Genomic DNA, 14770 nt, shown 5'->3' with positions numbered 1-14770 from the left:
TGATGATGATGAATCCCGCCCCGCGCCCGACAGCAGTGAGCGCGGGGCGGGGTCTTTAAATATTTCGGAATATTACGAACCGATACACAGCATGCCGAATATGACGGTCCCCTTTGCTTCCTGGCCCGGAGCGCGCTTTACTAAGAAGGCAAACCATCCAGAGCGACCGAGAGACCTGGCTCCGTGACGTCGCAGCAACCCCCTCGCCAACGCACACACAGACCCCACGGTCACACAGACAGCGGCACGGCGAGCAAGGGTGCTAATGCCAGCAACCGATGGGAGAATAATGGGACTGCCCACCCCCTACTCGTTCACCGACCCGCTGAACCCCACCCCGAACCCCGCCCTCGAATCTGACGAGGCACGCGTCGCGTTCTGGGAGAAGCAGGCGCAGCGACTCACCTGGGCTGAGCCCTGGCACACCGCGCACCGCTTCGAGAAGCCGAAGTCCCTCGGCTTCGACGAGGACGGCATCGAACAGTTCAGCATCCCCGAAATTAAGTGGTTCGAGGACGGCAAGCTGAACGTCGCCTACAACTGCGTAGACCGCCACGTGGAGGCGGGCCGCGGCGACAAGGTAGCCCTCTACTTCGAGGGTGAGCCCGGCGACCGCGAAGCCATCACCTACGCCGAATTGCAGCGCCGCATCGCGAAGGCAGCGAACGGCCTGTTGTCCTTGGGCGTGCGCAAGGGTGACCGTGTGGTCATCTACCTACCCGTCATCCCCGAAACCATTATTTTCACCCTCGCCTGCGCGCGTATTGGCGCGATCCACTCCCTCGTCTTCGGTGGTTTCTCCGCCGAGGCGCTGAAGTTCCGTGTGGAAGACACCGGTGCGAAGGTTCTCATCACCACCGACGGCCAGAACCGCCGCGGCAAGGTCGTTCCCGTGAAGGTGAACGCCGACGAAGCTTGCTCCGGTGAGAACAACATTGAGCACGTTATCGTGGTGGACCGCACCAGCGCCTCCGACCCGGTTGCGCACGCCGCTGTGCCGTGGACTGAGGGCCGCGACGTCTGGTACCACGACCTGGTGGACGACCAGCCGGATACCCACGCCTACGAATTGCACGACGCAGAAGACCCGCTGTTCATCATTTACACCTCCGGCACCACCGGTAAGCCCAAGGGCCTGGTGCACACCATGGCTGGATACCTGGTGCAGACCGCGTACACTCACGCGCTGCTGTACGATCTGCTACCGGATTACGTGGACGAGAACGGCGTGCTGCGCCCCGACGAGCTGTCCGCCGTCAACGACCCCAAGAAGGTAGAGTCCACCGTTCACTGGTGCACCGCCGACCTGGCGTGGGTTACCGCGCACACCTACGAAATCTACGGTCCGCTGGTCAACGGCGTCTCCGAGGTGATTTACGAGGGTACCCCGAACACCCCGCACTACGGTCGCCACTTCGAGGTCATCGAACGCTACGGCGTGACCAACTACTACACCGCGCCGACCCTGATTCGCTCCCTCATGGGTGCGTTCCCGAACGGCCCGGAGCCCGGCAAGTACGACTTCTCGACCGTGCGTCTGCTCGGCTCGGTGGGTGAATCCATTAACCCGGAGGCGTGGCGCTGGCTGCGCGAGCACGTGGGCGGTGGCACCGCGGCGTTCATCGACACCTGGTGGCAGTCGGAGACCGGTTCGACCGTGTGCTCCCCGCGCCCGCACGACCCGGCATTCGCACCCGAGGGCACCTACCCGGAGGGCACCCCGCACTGCACTCCCCTGCCCGGTTGCGCTACCCGCGCCGTTCCCGGCGTGTCCACCCGCGTGGTGGATGAGCACGGCGACCCGGTGGAACCGGGTAAGCAGGGCTTCATCGTGGTCGATAAGATTGGCCCCTCGATGGCTCGTACCGTGTGGCAGAACCCGCAGCGTTACCTGGATTCCTACTGGCGCCACTACGGCGAGCGCGGCTGGTTCCTCGCTGGCGACGGCGCGAAGGAAGACGAAGAGGGTAACGTGTACATCCTCGGCCGTATTGACGACGTGATTAACATTTCGGGTCACCGCCTGTCCACGATTGAGATTGAGTCGGCTCTGGTGACTCACCCGGCTGTGGTTGAGGCTGGCGTCTGCCCCGTGGAGGATGAGCTGACCGGTCACCAGGCGGTCGCCTACGTGACGCTCACCGATGAGGGTAAGGACCTGACTGAGGATGAGCTGAAGGCGGCGCTGACCGCACACGTGCGTGAGCACATTGGCCCGATTGCTAAGCCGAAGGATGTTGTGGCGGTTGCCGATATCCCGAAGACCCGTTCGGGTAAGATTACTCGCCGTCTGCTCGGTGAGCTGTACCAGGGCCGTTCTTTGGGCGATGTTTCTTCGCTGCAGAATGAGGAGGCGCTGGGCCACATTGCGCAGGTGCTGGTGGATACCGGCCGCGTGAGCGAGGCTGTCTAGGCTCTGTTGCTGAGCTGCACGCTGCGCTGAGCACTGAGCTGAGCTAAAAGCTACATAGAGTAAAGGTGCGGATACCGAATGATGATTCGATATCCGCACCTTTTGCTATGCCATTTTACTGAGCTGACAAGGCTCTTTGTTGGCGTTGCGCCGCTTAAATCAGACCCAGCGAACGAGCGTGTTCAGCGGTAATGCCGCTCGGTTCAATGTGCTCGGGGCCCTTATCCTTCTCGGGGTGCTCGGTCGCCTGGAAGCGGATCATCTTCACATCGCTTGCCGCGCCCAGGTTCGTGATCATGCCGTCACCGTTCAGGTCCACGGACACCGGCTCGGTGTCGATCTTGCCGTTGCCGTTGAAGTCAATCGGCTGGTCGGCGGGCTTGCCCTTGTACAGGAAGCCAGCCGCGCGGGGACCGAAGCCGCGCGCCTCGTACAGCTTCGCCTCGTTGAGCATGCGGTACTCGGCGGTGGAGTAGCCGAAGTAGCGGCTACCGTCAGCCATGGGCACACCGGTGAGGGTGTACTGGTAGTTCATGACGCTGTAGTAGTTGGGCTTGTAGTTGATTTCGTCCCAGCCGCCGTGGCTCAGCGCGAGGTTGTGGCCGAGCTCGTGCACGAACACTGCCACGCGGATATTGCTGCTTGCCTCGCCCCAGAAGTGCGGGCCGACGGTGACCATAAAGTTACGACCGCCAAAGTTAGCGATACCGGAGGAGTAGCTGTTGTCGTAGTAGTCGCCCCAGATCATGTAGTGGAAGGTGCCTTCACGGGCGGGGTTGAACTTACCTTCAGTCGCCTTGATTCGGTGGAGCGCCTTGAATTCGCTGTCGAGTGCCTGGTAGCTGATTTCGTTGCCGCCGCCGAGGTTGTACTTGGCACTGCGGGCGCTACCGGCGTCCAGGTGGATGTTCACACCGGTGGTGCCGTCGGGGTTGCGCATGGGCAGGTCGGCGTAAATCTTGGTGATGCGGTCCAGTTCGTCTTCGCTGGGCAGCAGGCCTGCCATGTAGTCCATCTCTACGAAGATGTCCTTGTGCTTGGGGTCTGCACCCATTGCGGGGAAGTCGACGTCGATTTTGCCGTCGCCGTCAGCGTCGTAGCCCTTCATCTCCCAGGTGTTGGGGATGCCGTCGCCGTCGATGTCGGGGCTGTAGGCGTTTGCTGCGGGGGCTGCGATAGTGCCCAGGCAGAGCACTGCAAGGGAGGCAAGCGTGACGCGTGCACTCTTCATAAATGCCATGTTGTGTTCCTTAAGTGTGTGGTGACCGGTGGTGTTTCTGTGGAGTTTTCCGGGAGGACGTTCTCCTCGGTTTCCATGATGCTCCCGTTTCACGTGTTAGGTGAGCTGGGTGCCGTAACATTCATACTTTAAGGTAAAAGTTGAGATAATTTTGAAGATGAGCTGAATTACATTAGAGTATCAGTAATTCAACTCACATGCATCACCACATTCTTAATGACAAGAGAGATCCCATGACTTCTTCCTCGAACACCACTAACGGACTAAACCGCCGCGCCCTCATCAAGGGTGCCGCGTGGAGCACCCCCGTCATCGCAACCGCAGCGGCGGTACCCGCCTACGCGGCGTCCACCGATGCGCAGGAAACCCCGACCCTGAAGTTCGGTGTCTTCACTCAGGCGTTCAACTCGAACCCCGCCAACGACTTTGATACCCGCTACGGCCTGGACTCCTACACCGTGCAGGTACCCAACATCACCGCAACCTCCACCACCCCGCAGAGCCGCGGCGGCGGCACCTTCACCCCCGGCGGTAGCGTCGGCGCCGGCCTGTACGGTGGTGCGGGCCTGTGGATTTCCGCACCCATCAACTCCAAGGGCGAGTTCCAGGGCAGCTCCTGGCTGTACCCTCAGGCGCACCTGCAGGTGACCTTCGAATTCACCTTCCCCACCGCCGAGGACGTCACCGACCCGCTGCTGTGGGACACCGAGAACGACGTTGAGATCCCGGCACTCGCCAAGAGTGCGGGCGGCGCAAAGACCAACAACCCCGCCGTGGCGGCGTTCAACGGCATCGCATACACTGCGAAGTTCTACGAGCCGGTCATCGAAGACAACGTCTGGACCGGCGTACTGGACATCCGCACCTCCGACTACCTGGAAGCCACCGCGAAGGACGGCGTGAGCTACGCGCAGGTTCTGGCTTCGCTGGTTCCGGTGTACTTCACCGAGGTGACCTCCAGCTACACCCTGACCACCACCGCTCAGATCACCAGCGGTAACGTCGCAATGCAGCTGACCGAGGGTGGCGAGTACACCTTCCAGGACCTGGCTGGTTTGCGCGCTTCGGCAACCATCACCCGCTAAAGTACCGAGCATAAACAAGGGGGCCCGGCATCCATAACGGATGCCGGGCCCCTCGCCGTGTTTAAGGCTTATCCTACTGGGCACCGCCGGTGACTGCTACCGCTTAGTCCTTCGCGGGAACCAGGCCCTCAGCACGCGCACGGTCGGCGGTCATCTCGTTCTCTTCAATCTCTCCAGAGAACTTCTGTTCGGAAGGCATCCAGTAGTCGTCGTCATAGTTCCCAGCAGTAGCCGGTAGCTTTATATTCTTCATGTCATTCGGTGCGGTCAGGATGGTTTTCTCACCATCACGGTTAAGGTCGACCGACACCGGCTCGTCATCAATCTTGCCGTTGCCATTGAAGTCAATAGACTCCCAGGCGGGAGCTCCCTTATAGAACAGGCCGTATGCATTGCGGCCAAAGCCGGTCTTCTCATCCAGCTTGTTCTCGTCCAGGTCCTTGTAGACGCGGGTCGAGTAGCCGAAGTACTTCGTACCGTCCGGGCGTTCTATGCCCCTAAGCTGGTAACGGTAGTTCATGATGCTCATGTAGTTCGGCTTGTAGTTCACATCCTCGGTACCACCGTGACGCAAGCCGAGGTTGTGACCCAGCTCGTGCACGAAGGTCGCCACGCGCACGTCGGAGGTTGCCGACTTGCCCCAGAAGCGCGGGCCCACAGTCACGACGAACCCTGGAGCGCCTATGTAACCCAGCCCCGAGGAGCCGTATTCATCGTGAGCGTCACCCCAAATCATGTAGTGGAAGGAAGATCCACGGTCCGGGTCCATGTTAGCCCTTCGGATCTCGTGCCACTTCTCCATGGTGCTATCCAGTTGCTGATAGGGGACTTCGTTACCACCGCCGAGGTTATACTTGGCGCTGCGGGCGCTACCGGCGTCCAGGTGAATGTTGATGCCGGTGGTGCCGTTGGGGTTGCGAATCGGCATATTCGCGAAGATTTCGGTGATGCGGTCGAGCTCTTCTTCGCTAGCAAGCAGACCGGGCATGTAGTCCATCTCGACAAAGAGGTCCTTCTTCAGCGGGTTGGCGCCCATGCCTGGGTAGTCAATCTCCAGTTTGCCATCACGGTCGCCGTCATACCCCCTCATCTCCAAAATATTACCGATTCCGTCGCCATCAATATCGGGGTTATACGCCTGCGCTGCGGGGACAGCAACCAAGCTGAGCACAAGCATCGCCGCCGAGGCGAGCGCGGTACGTGCCGCGCGGGTAGAAAATGAGAAAGCCATTTGTATCTCTTCTCGTATTCGTTCGCATAAATGCGCGCGAGGACCCTCGTGATTATATGTTTGCCGGAGGCAGCGTTGAGTGAATTATTGGATCATTGGGCACAGTCTATGCGGAGAGTGTATATATGTGCGCTGCGGCGAGGCATCCCGAACACATATGGTGGTACGGGATGCCGCTTAAAGAACAGCGGATCATTGCGCCCTCACGAGGTTTTGACACCTCAGAGCAACAATAATCCGCTTCATCATACACAGAGTGCATCTAGATTTTCCCGGTATAACACCATTTTTCAGGTTTATGCACCAAATATGACGTAAAACCGTTCTGATAAGCCTCTATTTAGTGTTTTCTGCCTCAGTGTTCCGTGCAGCGTTCTGCGCGGCGCCCTTCGCCTCAGAAGTCTTCATGGAGGCGTAGAACAGGCACACGACCGCACCCACTGCCGCCGCGACCAGCGGAAGCATCATGGAATCCGCCATTGCCGCCGCGTAGGGTTCACGCAGAATCTGCGGAAGTACGCCGCCTCCAGCGCCGCCGTGAGAGCTACCGCCCGCTGCAGCAGCCGGACCCAACGCAGACAGGTGCGAAGTAATTGCAGAAGCCATAATCGTGGTAATCGCAGCCGAACCGAGCACCGACGCCATCTGGCGAGTCTCGTTGTACACGCCCGAACCGGCACCGGCACGCTGCGGCGGCAGGTTACGGGTCGCCGACACCGACAGCGGACCCCAAATGCAGGCATTCGCCGCACCCAGAATAATCATCGGGCCAACCATCAGCCACAGGTTGCCTTCCGCAACCATCGTCGGGCGCAGCAGAGCAAAACCAACAACCATCAGCGTAAAACCAATTACCGCAATCCACTTCGGGTCGTTACGGTTCAGACGCGCACCCACCACCGGCGCCAACGCGCCCGAGAACAACGCCATCGGGGCGGTCATCAGCGCAGCCTGGGTCGGGTCCAGGCCCTCCACCTGCTGCAGGTACAGGGTCAGCGGGAACGCCATACTGATAGCGACCACACCCATAGCCGAAATAGCCACATTCGACACGGAGAAGTTACGGTCACTGAACAGGCTCAGCGGAACCAGCGGCTCACGCGGGTTAATGGCCTGCCACCCGATGAACAGGCCCAGCACCAGAATGCCGGCAATAATCAGACCCCACACGCTCACCGCAATACCGGTACCCATGAACGAGTCAGTGATGGTGCCCCAGTCGTAGGTGGCACCTTCCTGAATACCGAAAACCAGCAGGAACAGACCGACCGCCGAAAGCACCACGCCCAACCAGTCGAAGCTGTGCTTCTTCTGCTCGAACACCGGCACATTACGCCACGCCAGGAACAAACCAACCAGGCCAACCGGAATGTTGATGAAGAAGATCCAGCCCCAGCTGAGGGTATCCACCAGCACGCCGCCCAGAATCGGGCCAACCAGCGAGGCGACACCCGCAGTCGCACCCCAAATACTCATGGCGACACCACGCGCATTTGGCGGGAACATCAGCGTAATCAGAGACATGGTCTGCGGGGTCATCAGCGACGCGCCAAGGCCCTGCACCACGCGGGCGGTAATCAGCGACTCAACATTCGGCGCCAGACCACACCACAGGGAGGCGAGCGTAAAAATACCCATACCAATCATGTACAGGTTCTTCTGACCGAAGCGGTCACCCATACGACCGGTAATGAGCAGCGGCACCGCATACGCCAGCAGGTAGGCGCTCGTCACCCACATACCCGCCGACAGGGATGCATCCAAATCCTGCAGCATGTGCGGCAGGGCGATGGTGACGATATTGCCATCCACCAGGATCATGAAGAAGCCAACAACCAGGGACCAGAGAGCAGGCCAGGGCTTGTAGGGTGTCTTCGCCGGGTTACCGACGAGAGGCGCTTTTTTAGGGCGTGAACTCAATGATCCTCCAGGGGATGGGTTGTATGCGGGTAGATGTCTGTGTGTTCAGCATTGCCGCTAAGTGAATGCCCCTAATGTTACTCCTTTTCAGGCCGCGGCTTCGGTTGCTTTACCCTTATTCAGCTCTTCACGGCGTGTGCGCGCGGCAACCAGGCGACAGGCACCCCGCACCCTCTAGACTGAAGCTATAGAAGCTAATCCGGGCGCCGCCACCGGCGCTCACCCCCATCAGACCACCCTCAATGAGACGACCCCGGGAGGACCCATGGGTTTCTTTGATTTCTTCACCGATCGCACCCCGGCAGAACCCGCCGAAATCCGCCTCGTCGCTTTCGTCAGCGGTAAAGTGCAGGGCGTGGGTTTCCGCTGGTGGTGCGCCGGAACCGCCAAGCCCATGGGCCTAACCGGCTACGCCGAGAACCTCGACGACGGACGCGTGAAGGTCGTTGCGGAGGGTACCGCTGCCTCCTGCGCTCGCCTGGTGGATGTGCTGCGCGGTGACGACACCGCCGGGCGCGTGGATGAGGTTCTCGTCGAGTGGGAGGAGCCGAACGGCTCGTTCCGCGGCTTCGGCATCAGGTAGCTAGATTGCGGGGCTTTCTCATGGGCTCCCGCTCAACCCCGTGCACGTTACGTCCAGAGCGCAGTTTAGTTAGCCCAGAGCGCCGCAAATTGCGCGCGGGTCATATCGGCGCGGCGCACCCGATGCTGCACCGGGTGACCGTTCTCATCGGGGCGACCGGAGTTCGGGTCAATATCGTCGTAGATGCCGGTGAAACCCGCTTTAACCGCCACACGTTCGGAGGCCTCGTTACCCGCCAGGGTGGTCCAGCGGACAGTCTCGAGACCCAGCCCGAGCGGGTCGAAAGCGTAGCCGAGGACGGCTCGCAGCGCCTCGGTCATATAGCCCTTGCCGCGCGCCTTCGGGGCGGTGTAATAGCCCAGTTCGGCGCGGGTTCCGGGGCTTTCGGGGGTGCCGTCAGCCAGACGTAATTCAATGGTTCCGGCAAACACGCCGGAGGCGTCAATCGCCCAGCGCTGGATTTGCCCGGCGGCAATCTGGCGGGCAGTGGTGAGCAGGGAGTCCTCAGCGTCGGCGCGCGTGTAGTTTAGCGGTACGCGGGTGTAGCGAATCATTTGCGGGTCGCGGCAGGCTTCTACGATGTCGGGGATATCCGCCTCGCGCAGGTGGCGCAGGGTGAGGCGTTCGGTAATGAGTTCGGGCTGGTTGGGCTCTACATATTCACTGTGTTCTGAGAAGTCACTGTGTTCGGGGGTCATGATTCGAGCTTAAACCCTCAGGTTTGTACGCCGGAAAAGCTTTTGTGAGCATCCTAGAATGCTCGGTGATGCAAATCATAGTTAAACACTTCTGTTTTAATGCGTCATCACTTGATTATTATGAATTATTCATAATAAAATAGTTATCGAGCCCGCCCAATGGGCACCACTTAGAACAAGCGCCGCGCAACGAATCCGCGCGGCACGAAGCAGAAAGAAGAACACTATGGCAGTTCTGACCATCGGCGACCAGTTCCCCGCATACGAGCTCACCGGCGTTGTCCCCGGTAAGCTGGCTGACATCGAAGCAACCAAGCCCGAAGACTACTTCACCACCGTCTCCTCCGAGGGTCTGGACGAAGACACCTGGCGCGTCGTCTTCTTCTGGCCGAAGGACTTCACCTTCGTTTGCCCCACCGAGATTGCAGCATTCGGCAAGCTCGCTGACGAGTTCGAGGCACGCGACACCCAGGTAATCGGTGTTTCCGTTGACAACGAGTACACCCACTACGCATGGCGCCGCTCCCACGAAGAGCTCGTGGACCTGCCCATCGTCATGGCATCCGACCTCAAGCGTGAACTGACCGCAGCACTGGGCATCCTGAACAAGGACGGCGTTGCAGACCGCGCAACCTTCATCATCGACCCCCACAACACCATCCAGTCGGTCTCCATTACCGCTGACTCCGTCGGCCGTAACACCGACGAGGTGCTCCGCCAGCTGGACGCACTGCAGTCCGACGAGCTGTGCGCATGCAACTGGAAGAAGGGTGCAGCAACCATCGACGCATTCAAGGAGATGAAGTAATCCATGAGCATCGATAACCTGCGTTCGGCTCTGCCTTCCTACGCGAAGGACATGAACCTCAACCTGTCCTCCCTGCCCCGCATTAGCTCTCTCACCGAGCAGCAGCTCTGGGGCGCAATCCTCGCAACCGCAGCAGCAACCAAGGTTGACTCTGTTGTTGTTGAGATTGCTGCAGAGGCTAAGGAGCACCTGAGCGACACCGCTTACGAGGCTGCTCTGGGTGCTGCATCCATCATGGGCATGAACAACATCTTCTACCGCACCCGTGGCTTCCTGAACGGTGCATACGATGACCAGCGCGCAAACCTGCGTATGCAGATCATCGGCAAGAACGGTGGCATTGAGAAGCTGGACTTCGAGATGTTCGCTCTGGCAGTGTCCGCAGTCAACGGCTGCTCCCACTGCGTTGAGGCTCACGAGCACACCCTGCGCGAAGAGGGCGCAACCAAGGAGCAGGTCAACGACCTGATCCGTATTGCCGCAACCCTCGGTGGCGTGGCACAGGGCATTCAGCTGGCTGAGGCACTGGGCTAAACCCACTAAGCGTTAGAGCTTACACAGAAGCGGCGCATCCACCCCTTTACGGGTCGGATGCGCCGCTTACTTTATGCCCAGATTATACCCTGCACTAGCTAAAAACGTGTTGGACGGTAGTTCCCTAAATCCCCCGATTTGGCGCTATACAATGCCTGTATGCGGTACTGTATTTTGGACTCCACCAGCCCCCTTCCCAGCGTAGAAGAACTTACTGAGCTTTACGATTCTGTCGGCTGGAGCGCCTATACCAAAACGCCCGAACGTCTCATCCCGATGGTGGAAGGGTCGCGGTATCTCTACACCGCACGAGAGGCAACCACAGACGGAACGGGACGGCTCGTCGGGCTAGTCCGCGCCGTCGGGGATGGACATTCTATCGCCTACATTCAGGACCTCCTAGTGCATCCGCACGTCCAACGACAGGGCATTGGTTCTGCGCTTCTAAAGCGTGTCATTGAGGACTTTGACCGAGAAAACATTCGACAGCGACTCATTACCACCGATGTCGGTACTGAACACGCCGTTGCGCTCTACAAACGCTACGGTTACGCCCCCGTAGAGGCGGCAGGATGCATCACCCTTGCATGCTATCGATAAGGCAATATCGCATGCGGCTTGATACGGCTCAACTCGTTCAAACTGGCTGAGGTACTGGGCTAAACCCACTAAGCGTCAGAGCTTACACAGAAGCGGCGCATCCTTCCCTTTTCCGGGTCGGATGCGCTGCTCTGTTTTAACTACTTTTGACTGTCCGCAGAGACAGCGCGCAGGGCGGCATCCCAGCCGCTCGCCAGGCGCGTCGCCGCGACCACCAGAGCCACCAGATCCTCGGCGTACACCGGGGTCGAGCGAACGCCCGCACACCAGTCAATCGTGCCCAAACCCAGCCAGGGCTTACCCGGAAAGAACTCGCGCCGCAGCGCCACACGGCGCTTACCCAGGGCGCGGCGACCCGGCACGTACCCGCCGCGGCTGATGAACAGCGCCTCGCGGCCCTCAAACTCCACCAGCACCTCCAGGGCCCTCAGCGCAGGAACCCAGCTCGGCTCCCCCACGCTCGCCAGGTCGGCCAGCTCGGGATACTCGCTCTCGTGCTCCGCCACGCTCACGCCCAGAATGTACTGGTAGCGCACCTGCCCGAGCTCCTGCGGCAGGCCGCGGTCGGCGGTCTGAATCGTACCGCACAGGTGCCGAACGACCGGCTCACCCTCGGCGTTCACGCCGGCCAGGGGCTCGCCGTCCCGGTAGATTGCGGGGCCGTCCAAGTAGAGCCCCACCGCGCCGGTACCCGTGATGTTGGGGCGCACCGACCAGCCGGGAAGCGCCTCCTCCAGGCGGGGCACCACGCCCCGCAGGATTTCGAAAACTTCGTCACGCGTTACCGTCACGGCGGCTCCTTTCACCTTACGCAGATAACGATTTGCGATGTGGCCCGGTCTATCAAACGACCGGGCCACATGCCTCTAGTATTCGTCTAGCTCCAGCTTAGCGAGCGCTCAGCTTACGGGAGGGTAGCCACACCATGAGCGCCGACAGCGCCGCACCGGCAAACATCATGACCGCCATGGACTCCACCGCATTCAGGGGGCTCAATGCCAACAGTAGCGAAGAAATGATGCCGCTACCGTACTGGAAAGAACCCAGCGCAAAAACAATCATGACAGAGCATTGGGGGTGGAGATTCACTCATTCTACGCCCATCTTTTAGCGCGCCCACAAGCTTCTCCGTTACGTCTCAGAGCTCGTCATGAGAACCTTTCAACTAGGAGCAGAGGCGGCGGCGGGTCTACAATAAATCGGTGCCATTTCAGGTACGCGCACAGGCAAACAGAGCCGGATGCGGTGATAACGTCGTCACCCGACCCCCCCGTTGCGCGCACTTTCCCTACCGGCACCCACAGCACACGCATCATGCACGCAGGAGAGCCCATGCACGAGTTCTTTGACCCGGATCAGGTATTCCGCATCGTCGACATTGCCGCCGTTGTCGCTAACGGCCTGCTCGGCGGTGCTGTGGCGCGCGCCTTCCGATTCGACATTGTGGGCTTCCTGCTGCTCGCGGTCGCCTGCGGCATGGGCGGCGGTATGATTCGTGACATCCTACTGAACTCCGGACTGCCCGTGGCACTCACTGACGGCGGCTACTGGGTGGGTGCTATCGTTTCTTCCATCCTTGCGTACAGCATCGATTTGAGTGCCCGTTGGGCGACCCGAACCATGCTCGTTGTCGACTTCGTGGGCATGGGATGCTGGGCTGCAACCGGCACCATTAAGTCCCTGAACTTGGGTCTGCACTGGCTGCCCGCTATCGCCCTGGGCATCACCACCGCGGTTGGTGGTGGCGTTATCCGTGACATTATGGTCAACCGCATTCCGGCGATCTTTGGCGGTAACTCCCTATACGCAACGGTCGCGTTTATGGGTGCTTCTGAAACCGCTCTGGTAACCGGCTTGTTCCACCGCCCTAACCTGGCGATGGCACTGTCTATTCTCCTGTGCCTGGTATTTGGTGTGCTCTCCCATATGAAGAATTGGCAGTTGCCGACCACCCCGGGCGGCCTGCAGGTGCACCGCCCCCGCCTGCTCACCTTCTTCAACCGTGAAGAGAACTCGGTTCAGGATGAGGGCTGGTCACCAGGTGACCCGCTCACCGACCAGCTACAGGTGGTCAGTCCTGAGCAGCTGGATGAGTATCGTCGTTCTAAGAGGCCTTCAGAGTAGAACGAATATATGCTGAATATAGAATATGGGCTGGTTTCCGCACGTCAGATGATTATCTGACCGGCAGAAACCAGCCCATATTTGCTATATGCAGTACGACTAAATCGTGTACTCGGTGCTGTCGTACACCGTCAAGAACTTACGGATACGCTCATCATCCGAAGCAAAGAAACCGGCCGGCTCACCGTTATAACGCAGGGTACCGTTCTCCAGGAACACGATACGGTCCGCAACCTTCTTCGCAAACGCCATATTGTGCGTCACGATGACCAGGGAGCGGCCCTCCTTCGCCAGCTGCATGAGCACGCGGATCACCTCCGCCTCCAGCTCGGGATCCAGCGCACTCGTCGGCTCATCAAAGAGCAGGTAGGAGGGTTCCAACGCCAAGGCGCGGGCAATCGCCACACGCTGCTGCTGACCACCCGAGAGAGCGTCCGGGTAGGAATCCACCTTGTCGGCAAGACCCACCTTCGCCAGCAGCTCGCGAGCACGCTCCTGCGCCTGCTGAGCATTCAGGGTGCCGTTGAGGGTCGGGGCGAGCGCCACGTTCTTCAGCGCCGTGTAGTTCGGGAACAGGTTGAACTGCTGGAACACCATCGCCGACCGGGAACGAATATCACGCACCTGCGCGTCGGTGAGCTTCTGGCTGTAATCCACCTGCGCGTCGTCAATGGTGAGCGTGCCAGACTGCGGGGTTTCCAGCAGGTTCAGGCAGCGCAGCAGAGTGGACTTACCGCTACCGGACGGGCCCAGAATCACCGTGGTCTCACCGTCGGGGATGTCCAGGCTGATGTTCTTGAGCACCTGCGTATCGCCAAAGCTCTTCGACAGGGAATCAACGCTAAGCATTGTTGCTCCTCACGTAACGGTTGCTGTACTTCTCCAGCGCCGACTGTGCGGCGGTCAGCAGAGTGAAAATCACCAGATAAATGATGGCGACCTCGGAGTACATTGCCAGCGGCTCGAAAGTACGCGACGCGATCTGCTTACCGGTCTGGAACAGGTCAACCATCGAAATGACCGACACCAGCGAAGTGCCCTTAATCAGGTCGATAAAGTTGTTGCCCAGGTTCGGCAGCGCAATACGCACCGCCTGCGGAATGACCACGTGGCGCAGGGTCTGCATGCGGGTGAAGTTCAGGGTTGCCGCCGCCTCAAACTGGCCGCGCGGAATAGCCGCCACCGCGGAACGGAACGTCTCCGCCACGTACGCGCCGGTGTGCAAGCTCATCGTGATGATCGCGGCACTCCACACGTCCAGGGCAATACCGACCTTCGGCAGGCCGTAAAAGACGATGAACAGCTGAACCAGCAGCGGAGTGCCGCGGAAGACCCAGATATACAGCCAGGCCAGCCAGTTCACCGGGGCGAAGCGGCTCGTACGCGCACCAGCAGACACAATGCCCACCAGCAGCGCCAGCGCGAAGGAAATCAGCGACAGCGGAATAGTCACTGCCAGGGTCGAGCCCAGCAGCTGAGGCAGGGACTCAGCCCAAAGATTCAGGTAGCGTTCCATGAACGGAACTCAGCTCCT

Annotated in this window: 15 protein-coding genes; 7 read left to right on the top strand and 8 right to left on the bottom strand. The window is 60.0% G+C overall.

The features are described 5' to 3' along the window. Nucleotides 1–289 precede the first annotated feature (289 nt). Nucleotides 290–2413: an AMP-binding protein gene (locus ROTMU0001_RS08400; protein WP_005509205.1), complete on the top strand. Its 2124-nt coding sequence runs from the start codon at nt 290–292 to the stop codon at nt 2411–2413. Nucleotides 2414–2567: 154 nt separating this feature from the next. Here ROTMU0001_RS08400 and ROTMU0001_RS08395 read toward each other — a convergent pair whose 3' ends face one another. After that, complete coding sequence (locus ROTMU0001_RS08395; RefSeq protein ID WP_005509204.1) at nt 2568–3653, bottom strand: hypothetical protein; 1086 nt, start codon at nt 3651–3653, stop codon at nt 2568–2570. Nucleotides 3654–3886: 233 nt separating this feature from the next. On the opposite strand from ROTMU0001_RS08395, the gene ROTMU0001_RS08390 reads away from it, so the two are divergent. Then, complete coding sequence (locus tag ROTMU0001_RS08390) at nt 3887–4738, top strand: hypothetical protein (protein ID WP_005509202.1); 852 nt, start codon at nt 3887–3889, stop codon at nt 4736–4738. Between the two features lie 103 nt (nt 4739–4841). Here ROTMU0001_RS08390 and ROTMU0001_RS08385 read toward each other — a convergent pair whose 3' ends face one another. Continuing rightward, entirely contained in the window at nt 4842–5969 is a 1128-nt protein-coding gene (locus ROTMU0001_RS08385; protein ID WP_005509195.1) for a zinc-dependent metalloprotease family protein, read from the bottom strand. Nucleotides 5970–6305: 336 nt separating this feature from the next. Then, nucleotides 6306–7889 (bottom strand): DHA2 family efflux MFS transporter permease subunit, encoded by a 1584-nt coding sequence (locus ROTMU0001_RS08380; RefSeq protein ID WP_005509194.1) that lies wholly within the window; start codon nt 7887–7889, stop codon nt 6306–6308. A gap of 265 nt (nt 7890–8154) precedes the next feature. On the opposite strand from ROTMU0001_RS08380, the gene ROTMU0001_RS08375 reads away from it, so the two are divergent. Beyond that, nucleotides 8155–8472 (top strand): acylphosphatase, encoded by a 318-nt coding sequence (locus ROTMU0001_RS08375; protein ID WP_005509193.1) that lies wholly within the window; start codon nt 8155–8157, stop codon nt 8470–8472. 65 nt (nt 8473–8537) lie between these two features. Here ROTMU0001_RS08375 and ROTMU0001_RS08370 read toward each other — a convergent pair whose 3' ends face one another. Next, nucleotides 8538–9170, bottom strand: a complete 633-nt coding sequence (locus ROTMU0001_RS08370) for a GNAT family N-acetyltransferase (RefSeq protein WP_005509192.1) — start codon at nt 9168–9170, stop codon at nt 8538–8540. A gap of 226 nt (nt 9171–9396) precedes the next feature. Between ROTMU0001_RS08370 and ROTMU0001_RS08365 the strand changes: the two genes are divergently transcribed. From ROTMU0001_RS08365 to ROTMU0001_RS08355, 3 genes are all read left to right on the top strand, one after another. Next, nucleotides 9397–9978 (top strand): peroxiredoxin, encoded by a 582-nt coding sequence (locus ROTMU0001_RS08365; RefSeq protein WP_005509190.1) that lies wholly within the window; start codon nt 9397–9399, stop codon nt 9976–9978. A 3-nt stretch (nt 9979–9981) separates the two neighbouring features. Continuing rightward, nucleotides 9982–10512: an alkylhydroperoxidase, AhpD family gene (gene ahpD / locus ROTMU0001_RS08360; RefSeq protein WP_005507263.1), complete on the top strand. Its 531-nt coding sequence runs from the start codon at nt 9982–9984 to the stop codon at nt 10510–10512. 159 nt (nt 10513–10671) lie between these two features. Further along, a complete protein-coding gene (locus tag ROTMU0001_RS08355) occupies nt 10672–11112 on the top strand; it encodes a GNAT family N-acetyltransferase (protein WP_044143866.1) in 441 nt (146 codons plus the stop codon). Nucleotides 11113–11252: 140 nt separating this feature from the next. Here the strand turns inward: ROTMU0001_RS08355 and ROTMU0001_RS08350 are convergent, their stop codons facing one another. Both ROTMU0001_RS08350 and ROTMU0001_RS09160 read right to left on the bottom strand, forming a co-directional pair. Next, nucleotides 11253–11903 (bottom strand): hypothetical protein, encoded by a 651-nt coding sequence (locus tag ROTMU0001_RS08350; protein ID WP_005509189.1) that lies wholly within the window; start codon nt 11901–11903, stop codon nt 11253–11255. A gap of 97 nt (nt 11904–12000) precedes the next feature. Further along, nucleotides 12001–12174, bottom strand: coding sequence for a hypothetical protein (locus ROTMU0001_RS09160; RefSeq protein WP_005509188.1), 174 nt, complete (start codon nt 12172–12174; stop codon nt 12001–12003). 270 nt (nt 12175–12444) lie between these two features. Between ROTMU0001_RS09160 and ROTMU0001_RS08345 the strand changes: the two genes are divergently transcribed. Further along, entirely contained in the window at nt 12445–13236 is a 792-nt protein-coding gene (locus tag ROTMU0001_RS08345) for a trimeric intracellular cation channel family protein (protein WP_005509187.1), read from the top strand. A gap of 99 nt (nt 13237–13335) precedes the next feature. On the opposite strand, the gene ROTMU0001_RS08340 is transcribed toward ROTMU0001_RS08345, so the two are convergent. Together ROTMU0001_RS08340 and ROTMU0001_RS08335 are read right to left on the bottom strand one after the other, a co-directional pair. Further along, nucleotides 13336–14085, bottom strand: a complete 750-nt coding sequence (locus ROTMU0001_RS08340; protein ID WP_005509186.1) for an amino acid ABC transporter ATP-binding protein — start codon at nt 14083–14085, stop codon at nt 13336–13338. Next, nucleotides 14078–14752 (bottom strand): amino acid ABC transporter permease, encoded by a 675-nt coding sequence (locus ROTMU0001_RS08335; RefSeq protein ID WP_005509185.1) that lies wholly within the window; start codon nt 14750–14752, stop codon nt 14078–14080. The genes ROTMU0001_RS08340 and ROTMU0001_RS08335 overlap by 8 nt, the downstream gene beginning before the upstream one ends. Nucleotides 14753–14770: the final 18 nt, after the last annotated feature.

The organism is Rothia mucilaginosa ATCC 25296 (assembly GCF_000175615.1).
GTDB lineage: Bacteria > Actinomycetota > Actinomycetes > Actinomycetales > Micrococcaceae > Rothia > Rothia mucilaginosa.
Note: the sequence above shows the minus strand (reverse complement) of the source record. Positions and strands in the feature narration are given on the sequence as shown.